The sequence below is a fragment of the Allobosea sp. 05T433 genome (assembly GCF_056396065.1).
This window is the reverse complement of record NZ_JBFTKS010000048.1, coordinates 1-20,306: the sequence shown is the minus strand read 5'-3', so window position 1 is coordinate 20,306 and position 20,306 is coordinate 1. Positions and strand designations below refer to the sequence as shown.

Sequence of the window (20,306 nt, the reverse complement as noted above, 5' to 3'; positions counted from 1 at the left end):
CTCAGTCCACCCAGCTCATGCGGTTCAGGAACATGCTTTCATTCGGCGTCGGCTTGAACTGCAGGTTCTTGGTCGCGCCGTAGAGCACGGCCGCCTGATAGAGCGGCACGAGCGGGGCTTCCGTCGCGATGATCTCGTGAACCTGCTTGTAGGCGGCAAGCCGCTTGTCCTTGTCGAGCGTCTGGCGCGCCTCCTCGAGCAGGCTGTCGGCCTTCGGGTTGCGATAGGCCGACCAGCCGCTGCTCTTGTGGACCAGCGGGAAGAGCACGCCATCGGCATCCTGGCAGGCGCAGGACCAGCGCCCGAAGCTCAGCGTCGAGGTGGCCTCGGGGCCGGCCTGCGAGCGCTTGAGATAGGTCGCCATGTCGGTCATCGCGATCTTGACGGTGAAGCCGGCATCGACGAGCTGCTGCTGGATCGCCTGGACGATGCGCTGATCGAAGACCGGTGCGGTCGCAAGCTCGATCTCGGCCTTTGCCGCCGGGCCGGCCTCCGCGACTAGGGCCTTGGCCTTGGCGAGGTCGAAGCCAGGGCCGCTCATGCCCTCGATCCAGCCAAAACTCGCAGGCGTCAGCAATTGCGAGACGGGCTTGTCGAAGCCACCGAGCAGGCCGTCGACCATGCCTTCCTTGTCGATGGCATGGGCCGCCGCCACGCGCAGCTTGACGTTGTCGAACGGCGGCTTGGTGGTGTTGAGGCGCAGATAGGCGACGCGCTCGGTCAGGCCGATCAGGGCATTGGCCTTGGCCGACGACTTGAGCTGGGCCGCCTGATCGCTGTCGAGCGTCACGCCGAGATCGCTGGTGCCGGCCTGGAGATTGGCGACCCGGGTCGCTCCGTCCGGCACGGCGCGGAAGATCACCGCCGGAAACGGACCCTTGTCGCCCCAATAGGCATCGTTGCGGGTGAGCGAGACCTGGACGCCGCGCTGCCAGCCTTCGAATTTATAGGGGCCACTGCCGATGGGCTTCAGGTTGAACGCATCCTTGCCGACGGCCTCGACAACCGCCTTCGGCACGATCGAGAGCTTGACCAGCTGGGCCAGCAGGGCGGGATAGGCGCCGTTGGTGGTGAGCTTCACCTTGGTCGGCGAGAGCGCGACGGCATCGGTGATCTTGTCGAACTGGCCGAGCTGCGGGCTGCCGAATTTCGGGTCGGTGATGCGCTTGACGCTGTAGGCGACATCCTCGGCGGTCAGCTTCGAACCGTCGTGGAAGAGGATATCGGAGCGCAGTTCGAATTCGATCTCGGTGTCGGAGAGGTATTTCCAGCTCGTCGCGACCTGCGGGACGATCTCGCCCTTGTCGTCGCGGGTGACGAGATTGTCGAAGATGTTGCGGTAGACATAGTAGCTGTCGGGGTTCCACTGCACCTGCGGATCAAGCGAGGACGGCTCGTTGACGAGGTCGACGACGAAGCGCTCCTTCGATGCATGGGCGGGGGCGGCAGAGAAAGCGAGCGCTGCGGCCAGCGCAGCAAGACGAGCATTCCGTGAGAGAGGGGTCATCGCTGCTGCTCCTTCGAGAGGGGGCGGGGCTGGTCGGTGGTGATGGTCGTCGTCCGTCGCGAGCGCCTTGCCGAGCGGGCCGGTGGTGGCGCGGGCCGCGATGCCGCCAGCATCAGGCCCTGGGCGAGTGCCTCGGTGAAGCGCCGGTGCTCCGCGGCGATGGCGAGGCTCGCCGCCTCGGCATCGCCAGCGGCAAGTGCGCTCACGAGATCGCCGAGCTCAGCCGGCGCAATCGGATGGCCGGCGAGGTCGAGCATGCGCACGATCCGATCGGCATGGTCCCAGATGTCGCCGAGCCAGCGGCGGGCAAGCGTCCCGGTCGCCGCGGCCAGCAGGTTGCGCAGCTGCCGTTCGGCGGAGCGCGCGGTCGAAAGCGCCACCGGCTCGGTCCGGCCCCGGACAGAGTCCATCACGCCAAGCAGCGCGGCCAGTGCAGCCTGGGTCTGCCCGCTCGGCTGCAGCGTCGCCAGCGACGGCTCCAGCCTGCGGCGGCCGTCCAGTACGCTCGCGATCAGGGCGCCGTCGACGGGTGCGATCTGCCAACCCTGGCGGGCGTGCCGGTCGACGAAGCAGGCCGCGGTGAGCTCGGTCAGCGCGACGCGGATACCGGCGCGGCCCAGTGCGAAGCGTTCGGCCAGGGCGGCCTCATGGACGAATTCGCCCGGCGCAAGCTCGCAGGAGACGACCGCCTTGCGCAGCCGCCGGCTTGCGACATCGAGCTGCGTCTCCGCAACCGGGAGCGACGAGGATGGCGCGAACGCAGGCGAGGTATCGAGCATGGCAGGCATGCTGGATCAGATTCTGAGATTTCACAAGTGCTTTGTGACATCTCAAATAGAATGCCTTGGAGGCGTCGAACGCGCACGACGCGGTCGGCTGTTCGGGCCGGGCCGATAGCGCAGGGGCTACAGTCTCTTCGGAGGCGGTGAGGACCTGAAGCATGGGCCCGAAAAGTGGATTGCGGATTTCGGGAAAGCTGATGCCCATTAAGAAAGATTGGATCATCGGACCGGATCCGCATCCGGTCCGATGATCTGGCCCGGGCGTTCGGTCAACTGATGAGATCGATCTTCTGAAGCGCCATCTGGACCTCGCGCAGGAATTGAGTGAGCGAGGCGCCGAACAGTCCAACGGACAGGACGAAGAGAAACGCTACGCCGCGCTCGTGAGCTAAGCCCAGGAAGGCGAGGGCGAAGGCAACAACCATCAGCAGGATCGTCGTCACCCCGCTGGAAATCGCGAACACGATGGCGCTGTTGATCAAGCCTGCTCGCCGTTCGAGGCGGGGCAAGTCCGCCTTGAGATCCGGGGCGATCGAACGATCCAGCGCGTTCAATGTTCGCGACCGGTCGAGAATGCGCTCGAGGCGGTTGATCAAGACCGAGATGAGGCCGACCACCGCGCCAAGGAGGAAGGCGGGGGCCGCTGCCTGGGTTATGACCAGCGACAGGTGATTGACGGAGGGCAGCTCGGAAAGCACCGTTTCACCGTGCCCGCTGCGTCTGCTTGACGTGCGGGGCGTGACGGCCCTGCGGGGCCCTTAGGGGCGCGAGTGGGGCTGCAGCGTATTTGGGTTTCATGGCGCCCTTCCAGAAAGCGTCGCGATCTGCGGATAAGTCACGTCGGGCAGCTTTGATCCGCCTGCCGTGATATGGCTTTGGCCGTAGGCTTGGCCCTTACTTGACCATGTCGGTTCGGGCGACGTCGATTTTCGCCTTCACCGCATCGAGGTTGAAGCCCGCGCCCTTCTGCATCGGTGAAAATTCAAACGTCCTCGTGACAGGTTTCTCGACCTGCTGCTGAACGAAGACGAAGCGCCAGAATTCAGATATGAACCAAGAGAGGTATTGCCGCGCACCATACTTGGTTCCGCTGTCGGGCCAACCCGTACGCTCGAACGGGGCCGAGGCGAACGTGGACCTTGGCCTTCTCGCACAGCCAGCCACCGGGGTTGGTCAATGAAGCGGTTGCCATTCTCGGCTTTGCCCGCCTGCACTCTGTCCGGCCAGCGGATCATCACCGGGAGGCGGAACCCACCTTCCGTGACGCCCTTGCCCCGAGCGACAGCTCGAAATGCGAGCGGTCCATGTGCTTGTAGCCGCGGAAACGGCCGCCCCAGCGCAGCGATACGCCCAGTTCGGTGGCGGCACGCTTGAGTGCAACTGCGATCCGGTTCTGGGCATTCGGATCGAAGATCACCCGGCCCTCCGCATCGAGCGGCCACAGATCCACGGCATTACCCGAACGGTGTGAGCTCGCATGCACCCTGGACCAGCCCCAGGCGACCGCCTGGCGTTGCAGTGTGCGGTCGCGCCGGCCTGAGCCGATCACGAAGCGCAGATCGGGATTGTCGGCCCGGGCCCGGCGCACCACCCTGGCGAGCGCCGGCTGGATCGCCCGGAGATTGGCATCGTGATGTCCGACCGGATCGGGGTTCCAGGCGCGGAACATCGCCAGTTGATCCCGTCCGTATTCATCGACAGCCGGAATCCGCGCATAGACGCCGCCCGGTCCGTAGGGGGCAGCGACATCCGCAGTTGCCGGCACGCCCGTTCTGGCTTGACCATGGGCGCCGCTCCCCCAGCCGCTGCCGAGGAGCGCGATGGCGAGGAGACCCAGGCGCAGGGGGCGTGCGAGGAAGCGTGCAAGGGAGCGTATTGGTGCAGGCATGGCTGCACAGTCGCAGCCCGATGCAGTCAAGGGAAGGCGGGATCGTCCGGCCCTCGGGAATGGCAAGGCAGTGCGCGTCAGGGGCGCTGCCGCAGGCTGGCCKGGGTCATCTCGCCTGGAATTCCGCCGCGAGAAAGTCGATGAAGCCGCGCACAGCCGGTGACAGCCCGCGGCGCGAGGGAAAGACCGCATGCACGATTCCGCTCGGCAGCGTCCAATCCGGCAGGATGATTTCCAGCGCGCTGGAGGCGACCTTGTCCATGACGAGATAGTCCGCGAGCTGAGCGATGCCGACGCCGTCCTCGGCCGCCTGCCGCAGGGCGTCCATGTCGTCGGTGGCGTATCGCGGCTCGAACGCGATGCTGACAGGTTCGCCCGCAGCGTTGCGAAGCTCCCAGGCATGTCTGGGGGGGGACCGGATCAGATCCAGCCCTGGCAGCCGGCTCAACTGCGTAGGCGTTTCCGGCCGGCCGAACCGGTCGAGCAGAGCCGGGCTTCCGACCAGGAGCTGCCGGCTCTCTGCGAGCCGCTTCATCACCAGCCCCTCATTCTCGAGCGGAGGAAACCGGACGCGCAGGGCGATGTCGACCCCTTCCTCGATCACGTCGACGCGGCGGTTCGTTGCAGAGAGCTGCACGCGCACCTGCGGGTGGGCGATCAGGAAACGCGACATGACCGGGGAAACAAAGCTCAGCATCAGCGAGATCGGGCATGTCACGCGGATCATCCCGCGTGGTTCGGCGCTGGTGTTGTCGATCGCCTCCTGGGCGGCTTCTGCCTCGGCGATCATCGCCACGCAGTGCCGGTAATAGACTTCGCCGACTTCGGTCATCCCGAAATGCCGCGTCGAACGTTGCAGGAGCCGGCTCCCCAACCTGTCCTCGAGCAGCGCGATGCGGCGGCTCAGCGTCGATTTAGGCATGCCGAGCGCGCGCCCGGCTGGTGCGAATCCGCCATGCTCGACGACACGGGCGAAATAGAAGAGGTCATTGAGATCCTGCATCGCGTCGTTCCATTTTTGGAACGGACAGTACCGTTATGGCCGACTACAGGCAAATTCGTTCCACGAATATTTCTTGAGGCATCGGGGCCGCGGCCTCGATCGAACCCTACGGAGATATCGATATGGCCAAGAGTTCTCTGCTCACCCCCGATGATCACGCGCTCTTGCTGATCGATCACCAGTATCTGCAGCTGCTGGCGCTGCGCTCCCACACCAGCGAAGCGGTCGTCAACAACACGACCTTCCTCGCCAAGGCGGCGAAGCTGTTCAAGGTGCCGACCCTGCTCACCACGGCCTTCGCCGAGCGCCAGGCGCTGTTCGAGGAGGTCCAGGCCGTCTTCCCGGATCAGACGCCGGTCGACCGGACCGGGCTGAATTCCTGGGATGATCAGCGCGTCCTCGATTGGGTCAAGAAATCCGGCAAGAAGAAGCTGGTGATGGCGGGTCTGTGGACCGAAGTGTGCCTGAGCATGCCGGTGATCGACGCGCTTGCCGACGGCTACGAGGTCTACATCGTCACCGATGCATCCGGCGGAGGCAGCACCGAGGGCCATGAGCGCGGCGTGCAGCGCATGGTCCAGGCCGGCGCGCAGCCGCTCACCACCATTGCCTATGTCTCCGAGCTGCAGCGCGACTGGGCGCGCCCGACGGCTGACGAGGTCGCCAAGCTTTTCGCCGAACATGGCGGTGGCTTCGGACAGGGGCTGCGCTGGGAATGGCAGCTGCTCGGCCTGAAGGAAGGCACGCGCTGATAGGCCTGGGCCGGCCGTGGTTCTCGGCCACGGCCGGCCCAGCGCCCCAATGCGGAAAGGAGAGCGACGAAATGAAGGACATCGACAGGGCACTCAATGTCGAGGTGAGGGGCGGCCTGCCGGATGAGCTACTCGCATTGCTGCGCAAGTTCCCGCGCGACCAGTGGGCGAATGATCCGAGCCTGCACGGGCTGGCCGAAGGCTGGCTCCAGAGGCATGATCTGTTTCGGGAGCTCTCGGTGCTGATCGGCGGCATGACAACCGATCTCAGGGAAGGTCGCACGTCCCCAGCCGCGTTCTTACCGCTCTTCCAGCGCCGGATGGGCCTTTTGCTCGGCGAGCTCGATGGACATCACCGCGTCGAGGATGAGCACTACTTCCCGTCCTTTGCCGCAGCGGCACCGAGGCTGCAGAAGGGGTTCGATATCCTCGACAATGACCACGATGTGATCCATGGCGCGATCGACCGGCTCGGAAGCGCCAGCCGCGAGCTCATCGCAGCGCTGTCGGGCGAGGTCTCGGGGCGCGACGGGGACGCGTTGCGCGTGGCCGAGCGGATCGCCGGAGAGATCGAGGGCTTCGACCGAACCCTGCTGCGGCATCTCTGGGATGAAGAGGATCTGATTATCCCCCTCATCCTGGAACGCACCCGGGATGATCCGGAATTCGGGTGACCCTTCGCGGCAAGCGGCGTCGACCGCGCCGCGGCAGGTGTCGTGCCTGCGCTTTGGGAGGATGGCTTGAGTTCGCGCGCTTCCTGTCTCATGGCTTTGGGAATGAGCGCCGATCTCGAGCCTTCCGACCCGCCCGATACGACCGAGTCGTCCCCACTGAGGGGCGATGTCCGAGCCGTGATCAAGGTCGATATCATGGTCATCGGCGCCGGCCAGGCGGGGCTGTCCAGCGCCTATCACCTGCAGAATCTCGGTCTTCTGGCCGGCAGGAACTATCTCGTTCTCGACAAGTCCCCGGAAGCCGGCGGCGCCTGGCAATATCGCTGGCCGTCGCTGACGCTCAGCACGGTCAACCGGATCCATGACCTGCCGGGCATGCAGTTCTCCGATGTGATCGAACCCGGCCTGACCGAGGTGAGGGCGTCCGAGGCTGTTCCCCGGTATTTCGCGGCCTATGAACGCAAGTTTCAGCTGCCGGTCTATCGCCCGGTGGCGGTCAAGGTCGTCTGCGACCGCGGCGACCGCTTCAGGATCGAGACCGATCGCGAAACCTTCTCGGCCCGCAGCATCATCAATGCCACCGGCACCTGGGAGACACCCTATATTCCGAGTTATCCGGGAGCCGACCGCTTCCTGGGCCGGCAGCTTCACACCCGCGATTACCGCACAGCCGACGCGTTCGCCGGGAAGCATGTCATCGTGGTCGGCGGCGGCATCTCCGCTCTGCAATTGCTCGATGAGATTTCCCGCGTCACCTCGACCACCTGGGTCACCAGGCGGGAGCCGCAGTTTCGGGACCGTCCCTTCACGGCAGAAGATGGGCGCGCCGCCGTCGCCATGGTCGAAGACCGGGTCAGGCAGGGCCTGATCCCCGGCTCCGTCGTGTCGGTGACCGGGATTCCACTGACACCGGCCTTGCTTGCCGCCCGCGAGCGCGGCGTGCTGAAGCGTGTGCCGATGTTCAGCGAGATCACCGAACAGGGTGTGCGCTGGGCCGACGGAGCCGAGCAAAGGGCCGATGTCATTCTCTGGTGCACCGGTTTCCGCAGCTCGCTCGACCATCTGGCGCCGCTGCAGATCCGGGACGAGAAGGGCGGCATCGTCATGACAGGCCGGCTCGCGACCCAGGTCGCCAAGGACCCGCGCATCCATCTGGTCGGCTATGGCCCCTCGGCCTCGACGATCGGCGCCAACCGGGCGGGCGCTGCCGCGGCGCGCGAACTTGCGGGCTATCTCGGCCTCGTCAGCTAGCTGCTCGATTGCCGAAACCTGACCGTCGATCGGCTGTATCCTGGCCTTCAAGCCCTCGACCTCGCCGAGCAGCGCGGCGCGCTTCCGAGGGCTTCGCCATCATCCGCTATGAGCCGTCGTCATCGGCTCTGGGTGCGAGCCATCCGCCCCGCAAGCCAAAGCGGCGTGAACCACGTCAGAAATCATGGTTGAGCTTCAGCTTGGCGATGTGGTGGGAGAAATTGGTCAGATCGACATTGCCGCCAACACCGGTGGCGCGACCGGCCACCTGGATACTCCAGGCACCGGAGAGTGCCCAATCTTTCGTGAAGGCCCAATAGAAGTTCGGCCCCGCGAACGTCGCCTGACCGAGGACATGACCGAAGGCAAGGTTATCGTAACGCCGGAAATGGCTTGCCTCGGCACCGATGAAGAAACTGTCCGCAAGCTGATAGGTCAGCGCGCCGCCAATGCGAGCTATCGAGGTTCTGGCATAGCCGCCGCTTGGCGAGCCGAGGTCCTGATAGTTCCAGTCGTAGCTGACGTTGAGAGCCCCGTAGAGCTTGCCGGCGACCAGTTCCTTGTCGAGGAACACCAAGAAGACGCCGTCATAGACACTGCGCGATCGTCCGGTGAGCGTGTAGAACGCGCCATCGGTTGCCGCGCCCTGGAGCACGGCGTCGAAGGTCAGGCCGACGCCATTTGTATCGCGCCCGAGCAGCTTGTACTTCATCTCGATACCGCCGCCGACGGTGGAGCCGTTGGCCTTCGCACCGAACGTCTTCGAATTGGTCACCCCCGCAAAGGCGAAGGGATCGAGCTCGACACAGCGCCATGGCGAGTAGGTCGCCTGGACATTGAGGTTGTGCGACGCGAGTGGGCCGCTGCGCGCTCCGAACGAACCGCCATATGCTCCCGAGAGAGAAAACTGTCCGAGATCATTGACGTCACTTCCCGAATTGAAGCCGAAAACGTCGTTTGGCAGGCTGTTCTGCTCAAGGCAGGCGGCCGTTGCCGATGCAGGCGGAAGAGCCTTGCTCGGCTGCGGTTCGGCGGACAGGGCCGCACCGGCGAACGCAACGGCGATCGTGATCAGCACCGAGCGGGCCACAGGACCTCTCTTTCGATGGAGCCAGGTTCTTTGCGAGCGGCAGCTTGCTTCCGACATTCTGCAATCAAGACCAAGCTTCGTCATCACGCCGCCATGCCCCGGTAACCGGTCGTTCCTACCACTTGTTGACCGTAGCGGCTAAGACGCTTTGGCGCCTCTGTTTGCGTACCGAACGAACGTCAAACTGGATTGGGACCGAGGGGCAACGTCACGTGGGCCTGTGCCAACCGAGCTTGGACTGGGGGAGAGCACTGTTGTCGTCGGTGCGCCTGTTGGCCCATGCGGCCGTGCCTGCGACAGGGTGTGCCCCGGCGCATGATCACCGACAAGCTAGGCATCTGTCGTAAAGGCGGATGCCGGATTTCGGGAAGATTAATGGCGTTCAGCCCTGTTTCATTTGGATCAGCTGGATGAGATTGCCGCAGGTGTCGTCCAGGATCGCCATCCGCACAGGGCCTGCATCCGTCGGCTCCTGCGTGAACACGACCCCGCGCTCGCTAAGCCTTGCAAATTCTCCATTCAGATCCTGGACCTGGAACGAGGTTGCGGGAATGCCGTCCTTGACGAGAGCGTCCTTGTAGGGCTTGACCGCCGGATGCGCGCTGGGTTCCAGCAGCAGTTCGGTTCCTCCTGGTTCCTCCGGTGATACGACCGTCAGTCAACGGTAGTCGCCGACGGGAACATCGTTCTTCTCGATGAAGCCAAGCGTGCCGGTATAGAAGTCCAGGGCCTTGGCCTGGTCGTCGACGAAAACGCTGCTCACATAGATTCGCATGATGAGTGCCTTAGAGCTGTTTCCTGAGAAATGGGTTGTGGTCCACTCTCGCCCTGTTCCGCATGTCGAGCTTTGTCCGGACAGGGCCCCGATCCCTTGTTGTCTCCCGTGTCCATCCGCAATTTAGAGGAATACAACCTGGACGAGAAGGGCGGAGGCGTCTCCAAGCGGCCGGTCTGTGTCGATCACATTCGGGTAACCGACCGCTCAATCACCGTCGGGGCCTTGTGTCGATCAGGCCGGTTCATACCTCTTGAGAGAGCTATCCAGTTTCTGCCGGCCGGCGCACCGCCTCGATCTCAGCGCCGCGCCCTTTCAGGATGGAACGATGAGCATCGGCCCGATCTTGCACTCCGTCGTGGGCGTTCGCTCGTCCATTCCTGCCGATGCCTTTACGGCCTCCGCGCTGGGTACAAGGCGGGAAGGCAGCGGTGTCGTCATTCGGGACAATGGGCTGGTGCTCACCATCGGCTATCTGATTACCGAAGCTGAGGACGTCTGGCTGACGACGTGGACTGGTCGCGTGGTGCCAGCGCATGCGCTGGCCTATGATCAGGAGACCGGCTTTGGCCTGGTCCAGGCGCTTGAGCGGCTCGACCTGCCGGCGATCGCGTTCGGCGCCGCCACTGATGCCGAAATCGGCGAGTCCGTCCTGCTTGCAGACGGCATCGGGCAAGTCGTGGAGGCCAATATCGTGGCCAAGCAGGAATTCGCCGGCTACTGGGAATATCTGCTGGACGAGGCCATCTTCACCGCCCCGGCGCACCCGTCCTGGGGTGGTGCGGCGCTGTTCGGACCGGATGGAAAGCTCCTGGGCATCGGCTCGCTGCACCTGCGGATGGGCCGGGCCGGCGAGATCTTTGACGTCAATATGGTCGTGCCGATCGATCTGCTTCCGCCGATCCTCGACGATCTGCTCGCCCGGGGCCGGGTCGACAAGCCGCCACGCCCCTGGCTCGGCGCCTTCTCGGCCGAGAGCAATGGCAAGGTCGTGGTGATGAGCGTGGCCGAAGGCGGGCCGGCAGCCCAGGCGGGCCTGCGTCCCGGCGACATCATCTCGGATGTTCGCGATGGCGAGATCGACGGCCTGGCCGATTTCTATCGGAAGCTCTGGGCGAGCGGCCCGGCAGGCGCCGAGGTCCCGATCAGGGTCGTCCGCGACGGCCGCGAGACATGGCTTCGCATCCGGTCGGCCGACAGGGGCAGCTTTCTGAAGAAGCCGCATCTGCAGTGAGCGGCGAAGCGGGGCGGAGCAGACTCCGGGCCGAGCGCCGACGCGTACGGAATCCCGCCGCACTGCACCGTAAGGCTGGGAACCGGGCTGCGGCAGAGTTATACTTGAACGGCCGGAATAGGTTCCTGCCTGCCGGCCGAGGCCCCGGCATGATCCTGCCGGTTCTCAACTGATCCAGTTCGTCAGGCGGAGAGTCTTCGTATGGCAAATGGATTCCGGCCCCCGGCCTCGCCAGGCGAATTGGCGCCTGATTTTGTCCTCCCTACGGTCGACGGAAGCGGGATCGCGTCGCTCTCCGATTACCGCGAAAGGCATTCGGTGTTTCTTGCGCTGTTCGTGGGGCTGTGGTGCCCGTTCTGCCGGCGGGCGATCGCGCACATGGCGGCGACCGATCGCGAGCTCAAGGCCATCGGTGTGGAAACGCTTGGGATTGTGGCAACGCCGCTGGAGAACGCGCAGCTCTACTTCAAATTCCGCCCGAGCAACCTGCGCCTGGCGGTCGATCCGGAGCTCTCCACCCATCGCGCCTATGGTGTGCCGAAGCCGCCTGCGACCCCGGAGTTACTGGAGGCTTTTGCGACGCTGCGGATCAATCCGAATGATGAGTTCCCGCAGCCCGTGCCGATCAGGGAGGCCGCTGACAGTCTGACCAGGCTCGACGGCTATAGGGAGAGCCCGACCGACCACTCCGACATGGAGAAGCAATGGCCCCAGCTCAAGGGCCAGTTCCTGATCGATCCGCATGGAGTCATCCGCTGGGCGAACATCGAATGCGGCTCCGAAGGGCTCGCCGGTATCGGAAAATTCCCCTCGACGGCGGAAATCCTCGCTGCAGCGCGAGCCCTCTTTGCGTCCTGAACCAGGCAGCGGGCGGGCGCACTCGATGAAGAGCGGGAGGAGGAGCGGCGAACAGCGGTGATCACGCCTGTTCGCTCTGAACCGTAGCGGCCGGGCAGGCAACCTATCTCGGCAGCACCAGCGGGAACCGCTTCCTTTCGAGGCTTTTCTCACCAGGAGAGGATGACGAGCCGACAGAAGCGCCGTTATCAGCCCCGACGACGATCGGCTCCCCCTCCAATTCCTGCTTCCTTCCAGAAGCGCATGGCTGAGGCGATCATCGCCCCAGCCATGCATGTAGCTCCGGCGGCACCCCCTCGAAAAGCGTGGGCTGGCGGCCTGTCCTTGCCGGCGAACTGTGCTCTGATCGCATCCAGCCTGAGGACAGGGACGCAAGGACGACTGACGATGCATGGCCGCCGCCCCACGTTGTTTTCTCGCCACGGCATGGTTGCCGCGGCGCACCCGCTCGCCGCCCAGGCCGGCGCCAGGCTCCTGATCCAGGGAGGCAACGCTTTCGACGCGATTGCAGCAACCGCTGCCGCCCTGACCGTGGTCGAGCCCTTCATGTCGAGCCTGACCGGCATGGGCTCGGCGACGCTCTGGAGCGCCGCCGAGCAACGCGTCCGCGTGCTCGACTTCGTACCGCCGATCCAGGCGAGCTTCCTGGCCGAACGCTTCACCAAGCGGGCCGAACTGGAGCGCGGCCCGCATGCGGTCGCGGTTCCCGGCAATCTCGCGGGCTGGTGCGAGCTGGCGGCGCGCTATGGCAGGAAGCCCCTCAGTGAGATCCTGGCGCCGGCGATCGCGCTCGCCCGGGACGGATTCGCGCTCTCCGAATTCGGTGTGGAGGAGTTCAACGAGCAGGCGCCGCTCCTCGCGGCCTCGCCGGAGCTTTATCCCGCCTTCAGCGCCAATTACCTGCCGGATGGCGGACCGGTGAAGCTCGGCCAGGTACTGCGCCAGGCCGATCTCGCGGGCACATTCGCGGAGATCGCGGCCAAGGGACCGGACCATCTTTATCGCGGCGCGCTGGGCGAAAGGATCGTCGGACATCTGAGCGGGCTCGGCGGCAAGATGAACATGGCCGATCTCGCGGCCGTGCAACCGCGCTGGCGCGAGCCGCATGCCGTGAGCTATCGCGGCCTCGATATCCATGTTCCGCCGCCGCCCTGCGAGGCATTCCAGTTCCTGCTGAGCCTCAAGATCCTCGAAGGTTTCGATCTGGGAGGCCTGAGCAAGGATGGGCCGGAGCATCTCGACCTGGTCTATCGGGCCATCAGGCTCGCGGCCGGCCTCAGGATCGCCAGCAACAATCCCTCCGCCGAGATCCTGGCCGAGATCTTCTCCGATGCCGCGATCGCGGGCCTGCGCCAGCGCATCGGCGACGGGGAGCCGATCGAAGGCCCGACCGAGCAATGGACGCCGCAGGACAAGGAGGATCCCGCCCATACCACCTCGTTCTCGGCCGCTGATGCCGAGGGCAATCTGGTCTGCATCACCAACAGCCTCGGCAGCCCCTTCGGCAGCGGCATCGTCGTGCCGGGCACCGGGCTCTGCCTCAACAATTTCCTGTACTGGGCCGATGTCCAGCCCGGCAGTCCGAACCGCTCGAAGCCGGGCGACGAATTGCCGATGTGCATGTCGCCCAGCATCACGACGCGCGCCGGAAAGCCGGTGCTCGCGCTCGGCACGCCCGGCAGCTACGGCATCATGCAGACCCAGACCCAGGCTATGGTGCAGCATCTCGATTTCGGCCTGCCGCTGCAGGAGGCGATCGAGGCGCCGCGGGCACGGCTCTGGGACGGGCGCTTCATCCAGGCCGAGAACCGTATCGCAGCCGGGACGATTGAAGAGCTGCGGCGGCGCGGCCACGAGATCGAGGCCTTTGATGCCGGCTGGACGATGCGATGCGGCGGCATGCAGGCCGTGGCGATCGACCCCGCAACCGGCGTGATGACCGGCGCAGCCGACCCGCGCCGCGATGGATATGTTGTGGCGGTTTGAGGCCGCCGGATGACGCGTGCCGGCCTTCGGGCCGGCGCGTCAGTTCGGCTTGAGGCGGCACTCATCGGGGAGGGCCGCAGAAATCTCTTGCGATCCAGGGGCACTATGCCGGATGCCATGATCGCTGTGGCGGCTTTGGCGCCTGGGAAGACATGTGATGACCCATTCGAACGACCAGATCACCGAGCCTTCTGCGGCGGATGACGCCTTTCGCCCGCATACCTCGCATTGGGGCGTGTTCTCGGCCCGCATGCAGGATGGCCGGCTCGAAGTCCGGCCCCACCCGGGCGATCCCGATCCGAACGAAATCATCCAGAACTTCCCGGCCGCCTTGCGCCATCGCGCGCGGATCGCACAGCCCATGGTCCGCCGCGGCTGGCTCGAGCGCGGCCCGGGGCCGGACGATCGGCGCGGACGCGACGAGTACCTGCCGATGTCCTGGGGGGCCGTGCTCGATCTGCTCGGGGGTGAGCTCGCGCGCATCCGCGACGATCACGGCCCGGGTGCGATCTTCGGTGGCTCCTATGGCTGGGCAAGCGCAGGGCGCTTCCACCACGCCCAGAGCCAGATCCACCGTTTCCTGAATACCTCGGTCGGCGGCTATGTCCGCTCGGTCAATAGCTATTCCTCGGGCGCGTCCTCGGTCCTGGTGCCCCATGTCATCGGCGACTACGAGGACCTGGTGAAGCGCAACGTCTCCTGGGAGCAGATCGCCGATCACAGCGAGATCGTGCTCGCCTTTGGCGGCATGGCCCTGAAGAACAGCATGGTGGCCGGCGGCAGCATCAGCAAGCATGTCGAGCGCGGCGCCATGGACCGGGCGAGGGCACGCGGTTGCCAGTTCGTGCTGGTCGGGCCGCTCCGGGGCGACCTGCCGGAGGAGGCAGGTGCGGAGTGGGTCTCCTCCAATCCCGGCAGCGACACGGCGTTGATGATGGCGCTGGTCCACACCCTCGTCGTCAATGGCCTGCATGATCGCGAATTCCTCGCGCGTTGCACGGTCGGCTGGCCGATCTTCGAGCGCTATCTCCTGGGCGAGACCGACGGCCAGCCCAAGGATGCGGCCTGGGCCGCGGCGATTGCCGGCGTTCCGGCCGATGCGATCACGGCGCTGGCGACACGGCTGCATGGCCGGCGCGCGCTGATCGTCGTCGCCCATGCGCTGCAGCGCGCCGAGCACGGCGAGCAGCCGGTCTGGATGGGCATGGTGCTGGCGGCTGCGCTCGGCCAGATCGGCCTGCCGGGCGGCGGTTATGGCTATGGGCTGGGCGCAATCGCCTATTACGGGCGGCGCTACAATGCCGTGCCGGTGCCGACCTTCGCGCAGGGTCGGAATGGGGTGTCCGACTTCATTCCGGTCGCCCGCATCGCCGACATGCTGCTGAACCCGGGGACCAGCTATCGCTATAACGGCCAGACCCGAACCTATCCCGAGATCAAGCTGGTCTACTGGGCCGGCGGCAATCCGTTCCACCACCATCAGGACCTGAACCGCCTGCGCCAGGCCTTCGCCCGGCTCGACACACTGGTCGTGCACGAGCTGGCCTGGACGGCGACGGCGCGCCATGCCGACATCGTGCTGCCCTGCACGATGACGCTCGAGCGCGAGGATATCGGCGGCAGTTCCAACGACCCGCTGCTCGTCCCGATGCAGCCCGTCGTCGAGCCCTATGGGGAAGCGCGCGACGACTACGCGATCTTCGCCGATCTCGCCGAGCGGCTCGGCACACGCCAGGCCTTCACCGAGGGCCGTACGGTGCGGCAATGGCTGGAGCATCTCTACGAGCCGACGCGCGTCGAACTCGCGGCCCAGGGCCTGCCGGCACCGAGCTTCCAGGAATTCTGGGCGGGCGAGGGTTTTGAGCTGCCACAACTGCCCGATGATGGCGGCCGCCTGCGGAAATTCCGCGAGGACCCCGCGGGGCATCCGCTGCCGACGCCGACCGGCAAGCTGGAGATCTATTCGGAGACGATCGCGAGCTTTGGCGAGGCGGATTGCCCGGGCCACCCGACCTGGCTCGGGCCGACCAATGTGCCGGACAAGGCCTCGCCCTATGTGCTGGTCGCGAACCAGCCGCGCACGCGGCTGCACAGCCAGTTCGACTTCGGCGGCCATAGCAGCGAGGCCAAGCACCGCGGCCGCGAGGTCGCCAGCATGCATCCCGCGGACGCGGCCGCGCGCGGCATCGCCGATGGCGACATCATTCGGATCTCGAACGAGCGGGGCGCCTGCCTTGCCGGCATACGCGTCACCGGTGGCATCCGCCAGGGCGTGATCCAGCTCCCGACCGGTGCCTGGTATGATCCCGCCGACCCGAGCGAGGACAAATCGCTCTGCGTCCACGGCAACCCCAATGTCCTGACCCGGGATGTCGGAACCTCGGCGCTGGCGCAGGGCTGCACGGGGCAGCTGACGACCGTCCAGGTCGAGCGTTTCGACGGCAATCTGCCGCCGATCCAGGCCTATGACCCGCCCGCGCGCCAGGTGATACCGACCTAGCATCCGAAGCGGCACAATGACCATTCCGGCGTTTGCGCCGCTCTTTTCTGGCGAACTGGCGGCCTATGGCGACCGTTTCGTCCTGGCGGCGGATGCGCCGGCCCCTTCGCCGGGCAGCGATCTCGGCGATGCCGCGCGGCTGGCCGAGTTGCTCGCGCTCTATTCCCAGCAATGCCCTGGAGGCGACCGCCGCGCGATCGCCTCGCTCTGGTCGAAACAGCATTTCGCCACGCTGCTGCCGCCCTATCTGGCGCTCGCGCTGATGGCGCAAAGGGCGGTCGATATCGACCTGGCCGCCATTGGCTGCACCTTCGGTCCCGATGGCGCGACACGCCACATCCACCTGCGCGGCATCGGGAGCAATGCGGCCCCGGCTGATGAAGGCCCGCGCTTCATGCCGCTGATCCAGGGACATATCGAGCCCATGGTCCTGGCGCTGTCGGCGGCTGCCGGCGTCTCGCGAAAAGTGCTCTGGAGCAATGCCGGCAACATGTTCGAATTCGTCGTGCGGCGCATCGAACGCGCCATGGGCGTCAATGACGCCGTCGCCGAGGCCTTGAGCTTTCTGGAGAGCGCACGCTTGCCGAATGGCAAGCCCAACCCGCTCTTCAAGCCCGTGTCCTATACCGATCCGGATGAGGGAAGCGGCCGGCGGCGCCGGATCTGCTGCATCCGCTATCTCGTTCCCGAGCGCAGCTATTGCTCGACCTGCCCGTTGCCGGCCGCAAGGGCGGTGCCTGAATAGCCGGCGCTTCAGCGCGCCCAGGCAGCGAATGTCGGCGCCATTGGACGTGGAAGCGCGAGGCCGTCTGTCGAACGCCGAGGCAGGGCTATGATTCAGCCGGCACCGCCGCCGGCTCTTGATCGTCGCGGCGTTGCTGGAGACGAAGTCCAAGAGTCCAGCAGAGCGCGGCCCAGACACTGCCGATGCACCATCCTGCCAGGACATCGCTGGGATAATGCACGCCGAGATAGATGCGGCTGAGGCCGACCGCCAAAGTCAGGATGATCGCAAGGGACATCAGATAGACCCTGACCCGCTTGTCGGTCGCCAGCTGGGATAGCAAGGCGCCAAGCGTCAGGAATGTCATCGCGGACAGTGTCGCATGCTCGCTCGGAAAGCTCGCGGTGAAGACGATATAGGGCCCGTCGGGGCCCGGCCGGTCGAGCCAGAGCTGGAGCGCGGCGCTGACCACAGCTCCGCCCATCACGGTCACGCTCACGAGCTTCGCCGCATCCCGCCTGCCGATCAGGATGAGATAGCCGACCGTCGCAGCGAACAGAATGCCGAGAATGGCAAAGCTGCCCAATGCCGTGATATCGCGGCCCGCCTCCTTCAGCCATGCCGGGCCAAGCGGCTGCCCCAGATCACCGGCGCTTCTGAAAGCAGCCAGCACCGCCATGTCGAGGCGCGCGAGATCGCCTGCGATCATTTCGCCGGCAAGGAAGCACAGGCCAAGCACAGCGACGGCAAAGGCGGTCGGCGCCAGCCGCGAGGGCTGTACCCTGTTGCCGACCCGGCCAAAGGCGCGATGCGGGGCTTCCATCGGGCCAGAGTAACCCGGCGCTTCGCCGAGGAATAGCGGGATCTGCGCTCGGCCCCGCGCGGCGTATTCGTAGAACGGGATCGTCGTACCGGCCCTGCAAAAGGGGACCGCACGATCTATTGCGCTTCAAGCGCCCTGAGCAGCGTGCTGGCCATCGCTGGGGGCATCGCGACAATCTCCTGATAGAACGCGGTCGATATCGCGCAGTAATCGGCATGCTGCGCAGGCGCGACCGTCTCTGCAGCAAAAATCGCAATCCGGTCAGCGCCATAGCGACGGATCAGCGACTGCCGGACTTTGCTCAGCAAGACGTCCGAGACTGCTTCGGGAATCGGCGGATGCGGGCCGGAGGTCATGATCATGCGTTCCTGCAGCATCAGATCGCGCTGAGTGAGCTCATCGGAGAGCGCTCCCGCTGTGTTCACTTTGCCGCCACCAAAGGCAGCATATTGATAGCACAGCGTAGGATCCGAGCGCCCAAGCGCCCGATACTGATCGATCAGGAGATTCGCCTGATCGATCAGCACCTGATCGTCGGCCTTTGATCTGTGGACTGCCAACAATCGTGCCAGCACAGCCCTGTAGTCCGCGATGATCTGGCCCTCGGTGGCTCCGGCTGTGAACCCATCGGCGAAGACGCGCCTGATGCGCTCGTAGTCGTCAGGAAGGCGCGCCTGGATCGCTGCCAGAGCCGGCCAGCCCTTTCGGTACGGTGATAGCAGCTGGTCAGGCGTAGGGTTGGCACCATAGCCCGATATCGCAAACTCACTCCCAGTCGCTTGGTGCGTGACCGCGTTTGCGGCGACAAGCTCCTGGATGGTCGGCCGCCACATCTTGTCGCTGGGCACGGCGAGTCCGCGGTCGACAAAACTGGTGGACAGTCCAGCTTCAACATAGGCGGCCTTCCAGGCCAATACGGACGGAGCCAGATCCGCCGCTGTCATGCCGGGAAAGGCTGGGCCGTGATAGCCGAGGCCACCGGACCGGGGCGCCCATCGCTCGCGGCCGCCTGCAAAGATAAGCGTGCAGGCGGACTCGCACCGCGCGGAAACATAAGTGATCAGTCCGCGCGCCTCGATGTTCTGTCGCAGCTTCTCGGCCTCTCCGAGGCGCCCTCCAAAACTGTGCAGATGGACGACCTTGATCCGAGGCGAGGCCTTGATCACGCGCTCGAAATCCGCAGCCAGTCCGAATTTGATCCCGCCTGTGATCTCGATCTCCGTCCCATCTCGCATGACCCGCAAGGAATAGGCTGGAAGCCGAGGGTCGCCTCTCCAGGCCATGTCGTAGAGCTCGGCGAGCTGAGGCGCTGCCCCGTTGACCAGATCGCTCAGGAACCTGAGAACGCCGAGACCGAGACTGACCTTGGCGGCCCTGGACCAGAAAGCGCCCAGGCTCAAGGCCGCACGCCGCTCCGCGTGATGTGTCGCTGACCTCCAGGTGCCGACGACCTGCCAGACCGCGATGAGCGTCACGACAAGCCAGGTCAGAACATTGAGCCAAAAGAGCGGTGCCGGATCGTATCCCGTGTCGGTGGAGAAGATCAGGTTGAGCACCAGGATCGTGATCAGCGCGACGATGTTGCCCAGGACGGCGATGCCCCAGAAGGACCAGCCGAGACTCAGCTCGCCGCGCCAGTGCCGGACGATGAAGTTCTTCCGGGGATTGGTGGGGCCAGCCGGCTCGATCGGTGGTGGCAGGAGGCGCGCCTGCCGATCGGCCTCGGGGCCGGATGCCGCCGCAGCGGACGAAGGCGCAGCAGGCGCGGCGATATCGCGCGCAGCACCGCGCATGGGCGGATCAGCCCGATTGAGGGCCATCGATTTGGGCTTTGTCCGCCCGCGTGCAGCCGCGCCACGGCTACGCAGGAAGTCGATGGCAAATACCGCCAGTTGGGGAAGGACGTATGTTCCAAAGGAGTTGAAAAAATCTGGATCGCCGCCATCGGCCATTCCCAGACCGCCCAGCAACGTTGCGATGGTCAGTGAGAGCCCATTGGCGATGAACACGCGGGAGGTGGTGGTGAATCTGCGAATGAGCGCGGAGATGATCGTCGTCAGAATGACGGCCAACAGAAAGGCGCCGATGAATTGCCCGAACGCGATAGCCACGACAGTCTCCCCTGACCTAACGCAACCATACAGAGAGACCTGGGGCGTCCGCTAGCGGGGGATGAAGCTGGATTGTGGACGGCATGGCTGGCGAGCCGGCTAAATCCACGCACAGGCGGTCTGTTCCGGACGCGCACCGGACGATCCGCGCGCGTTGCGGCGGCGGAGATCAACTCGTCCAGGGCAGGGACCATGTCTTGACGTTGGTGAAGCTCTTCATGGCTTCGACGACGCCCTCCTTGTAGCCGAGGCCTGAATCCTTGATGCCGCCGAAGGGCGACATCTCGATGCGGTAGCCGGGAACCTCCCAGAGGTTGACGGTGCCGACCTCGAGCTCCGCGACGCGAC

General features: G+C 65.4%; 17 protein-coding genes and 1 pseudogene. 8 read left to right on the top strand and 10 right to left on the bottom strand.

Annotated features, from left to right (window positions below; genetic code table 11):
- Position 1: 1 nt before the first annotated feature.
- From AC1DGP_RS33090 to AC1DGP_RS33070, 5 genes are all read right to left on the bottom strand, one after another.
- The gene (locus AC1DGP_RS33090) at positions 2-1,507 is read right to left on the bottom strand and encodes an ABC transporter substrate-binding protein (RefSeq protein ID WP_476833117.1); all 1,506 of its coding nucleotides are present in this window, start codon (positions 1,505-1,507) and stop codon (positions 2-4) included.
- Positions 1,504-2,286: a GntR family transcriptional regulator gene (locus AC1DGP_RS33085; protein WP_441493720.1), complete on the bottom strand. Its 783-nt coding sequence runs from the start codon at positions 2,284-2,286 to the stop codon at positions 1,504-1,506. Before AC1DGP_RS33085 ends, AC1DGP_RS33090 begins: the two co-directional genes overlap by 4 nt.
- Positions 2,287-2,558: 272 nt before the next feature.
- Positions 2,559-2,987 (bottom strand): DUF2721 domain-containing protein, encoded by a 429-nt coding sequence (locus AC1DGP_RS33080; RefSeq protein ID WP_441493719.1) that lies wholly within the window; start codon positions 2,985-2,987, stop codon positions 2,559-2,561.
- A 536-nt stretch (positions 2,988-3,523) separates the two neighbouring features.
- Positions 3,524-4,177 (bottom strand): M15 family metallopeptidase, encoded by a 654-nt coding sequence (locus tag AC1DGP_RS33075; RefSeq protein ID WP_441508122.1) that lies wholly within the window; start codon positions 4,175-4,177, stop codon positions 3,524-3,526.
- Positions 4,178-4,283: 106 nt separating this feature from the next.
- The gene (locus AC1DGP_RS33070; protein WP_441508121.1) at positions 4,284-5,180 is read right to left on the bottom strand and encodes a LysR substrate-binding domain-containing protein; all 897 of its coding nucleotides are present in this window, start codon (positions 5,178-5,180) and stop codon (positions 4,284-4,286) included.
- A gap of 122 nt (positions 5,181-5,302) precedes the next feature.
- Here AC1DGP_RS33070 and AC1DGP_RS33065 point away from each other — a divergent pair, with 122 nt between their 5' ends.
- The 3 genes from AC1DGP_RS33065 (at position 5,303) to AC1DGP_RS33055 (ending at position 7,857) form a co-directional block, all read left to right on the top strand.
- Positions 5,303-5,932: a hydrolase gene (locus AC1DGP_RS33065; RefSeq protein ID WP_441508120.1), complete on the top strand. Its 630-nt coding sequence runs from the start codon at positions 5,303-5,305 to the stop codon at positions 5,930-5,932.
- A gap of 71 nt (positions 5,933-6,003) precedes the next feature.
- A complete protein-coding gene (locus tag AC1DGP_RS33060; RefSeq protein ID WP_441493716.1) occupies positions 6,004-6,606 on the top strand; it encodes a hemerythrin domain-containing protein in 603 nt (200 codons plus the stop codon).
- A gap of 102 nt (positions 6,607-6,708) precedes the next feature.
- Positions 6,709-7,857 (top strand): NAD(P)-binding domain-containing protein, encoded by a 1,149-nt coding sequence (locus tag AC1DGP_RS33055; RefSeq protein WP_441493715.1) that lies wholly within the window; start codon positions 6,709-6,711, stop codon positions 7,855-7,857.
- Between the two features lie 175 nt (positions 7,858-8,032).
- Here the strand turns inward: AC1DGP_RS33055 and AC1DGP_RS33050 are convergent, their stop codons facing one another.
- Positions 8,033-8,947: a hypothetical protein gene (locus AC1DGP_RS33050; RefSeq protein ID WP_476833116.1), complete on the bottom strand. Its 915-nt coding sequence runs from the start codon at positions 8,945-8,947 to the stop codon at positions 8,033-8,035.
- 382 nt (positions 8,948-9,329) lie between these two features.
- Positions 9,330-9,722 (bottom strand): annotated as a pseudogene (locus AC1DGP_RS33045) (VOC family protein).
- Between the two features lie 328 nt (positions 9,723-10,050).
- Here AC1DGP_RS33045 and AC1DGP_RS33040 point away from each other — a divergent pair.
- From AC1DGP_RS33040 to fhuF, 5 genes are all read left to right on the top strand, one after another.
- Positions 10,051-10,956, top strand: coding sequence for a S1C family serine protease (locus AC1DGP_RS33040; protein WP_476833115.1), 906 nt, complete (start codon positions 10,051-10,053; stop codon positions 10,954-10,956).
- 201 nt (positions 10,957-11,157) lie between these two features.
- Positions 11,158-11,814, top strand: coding sequence for a redoxin domain-containing protein (locus tag AC1DGP_RS33035; protein WP_441508117.1), 657 nt, complete (start codon positions 11,158-11,160; stop codon positions 11,812-11,814).
- Positions 11,815-12,201: 387 nt separating this feature from the next.
- Positions 12,202-13,800: a gamma-glutamyltransferase family protein gene (locus AC1DGP_RS33030; protein ID WP_441508116.1), complete on the top strand. Its 1,599-nt coding sequence runs from the start codon at positions 12,202-12,204 to the stop codon at positions 13,798-13,800.
- 157 nt (positions 13,801-13,957) lie between these two features.
- A complete protein-coding gene (locus AC1DGP_RS33025) occupies positions 13,958-16,300 on the top strand; it encodes a molybdopterin-dependent oxidoreductase (protein WP_441508115.1) in 2,343 nt (780 codons plus the stop codon).
- Positions 16,301-16,316: 16 nt separating this feature from the next.
- A complete protein-coding gene (gene fhuF / locus AC1DGP_RS33020) occupies positions 16,317-17,045 on the top strand; it encodes a siderophore-iron reductase FhuF (protein WP_441508114.1) in 729 nt (242 codons plus the stop codon).
- A gap of 85 nt (positions 17,046-17,130) precedes the next feature.
- Here fhuF and AC1DGP_RS33015 read toward each other — a convergent pair whose 3' ends face one another.
- The 3 genes from AC1DGP_RS33015 to AC1DGP_RS33005 form a co-directional block, all read right to left on the bottom strand.
- Positions 17,131-17,847, bottom strand: coding sequence for a phosphatase PAP2 family protein (locus AC1DGP_RS33015; protein ID WP_441508113.1), 717 nt, complete (start codon positions 17,845-17,847; stop codon positions 17,131-17,133).
- Positions 17,848-17,963: 116 nt separating this feature from the next.
- Positions 17,964-19,958: a COG3904 family protein gene (locus AC1DGP_RS33010; protein ID WP_476833114.1), complete on the bottom strand. Its 1,995-nt coding sequence runs from the start codon at positions 19,956-19,958 to the stop codon at positions 17,964-17,966.
- A gap of 169 nt (positions 19,959-20,127) precedes the next feature.
- On the bottom strand, positions 20,128-20,306 hold a 179-nt coding region (locus tag AC1DGP_RS33005), incomplete at its 5' end, for an aldehyde dehydrogenase family protein (protein WP_476833120.1).

Bases quoted from the DNA above. Each gene is read 5' to 3' on its own strand.
- AC1DGP_RS33090 (WP_476833117.1), bottom strand. From the start codon at position 1,507: ATGACCCCTCTCTCACGGAATGCTCGTCTTGCTGCGCTGGCCGCAGCG.
- AC1DGP_RS33085 (WP_441493720.1), bottom strand. From the start codon at position 2,286: ATGCTCGATACCTCGCCTGCGTTCGCGCCATCCTCGTCGCTCCCGGTT.
- AC1DGP_RS33075 (WP_441508122.1), bottom strand. From the start codon at position 4,177: ATGCCTGCACCAATACGCTCCCTTGCACGCTTCCTCGCACGCCCCCTG.
- AC1DGP_RS33070 (WP_441508121.1), bottom strand. From the start codon at position 5,180: ATGCAGGATCTCAATGACCTCTTCTATTTCGCCCGTGTCGTCGAGCAT.
- AC1DGP_RS33065 (WP_441508120.1), top strand. From the start codon at position 5,303: ATGGCCAAGAGTTCTCTGCTCACCCCCGATGATCACGCGCTCTTGCTG.
- AC1DGP_RS33060 (WP_441493716.1), top strand. From the start codon at position 6,004: ATGAAGGACATCGACAGGGCACTCAATGTCGAGGTGAGGGGCGGCCTG.
- AC1DGP_RS33055 (WP_441493715.1), top strand. From the start codon at position 6,709: ATGAGCGCCGATCTCGAGCCTTCCGACCCGCCCGATACGACCGAGTCG.
- AC1DGP_RS33040 (WP_476833115.1), top strand. From the start codon at position 10,051: ATGAGCATCGGCCCGATCTTGCACTCCGTCGTGGGCGTTCGCTCGTCC.
- AC1DGP_RS33035 (WP_441508117.1), top strand. From the start codon at position 11,158: ATGGCAAATGGATTCCGGCCCCCGGCCTCGCCAGGCGAATTGGCGCCT.
- AC1DGP_RS33030 (WP_441508116.1), top strand. From the start codon at position 12,202: ATGCATGGCCGCCGCCCCACGTTGTTTTCTCGCCACGGCATGGTTGCC.
- AC1DGP_RS33025 (WP_441508115.1), top strand. From the start codon at position 13,958: ATGACCCATTCGAACGACCAGATCACCGAGCCTTCTGCGGCGGATGAC.
- fhuF (WP_441508114.1), top strand. From the start codon at position 16,317: ATGACCATTCCGGCGTTTGCGCCGCTCTTTTCTGGCGAACTGGCGGCC.
- AC1DGP_RS33015 (WP_441508113.1), bottom strand. From the start codon at position 17,847: ATGGAAGCCCCGCATCGCGCCTTTGGCCGGGTCGGCAACAGGGTACAG.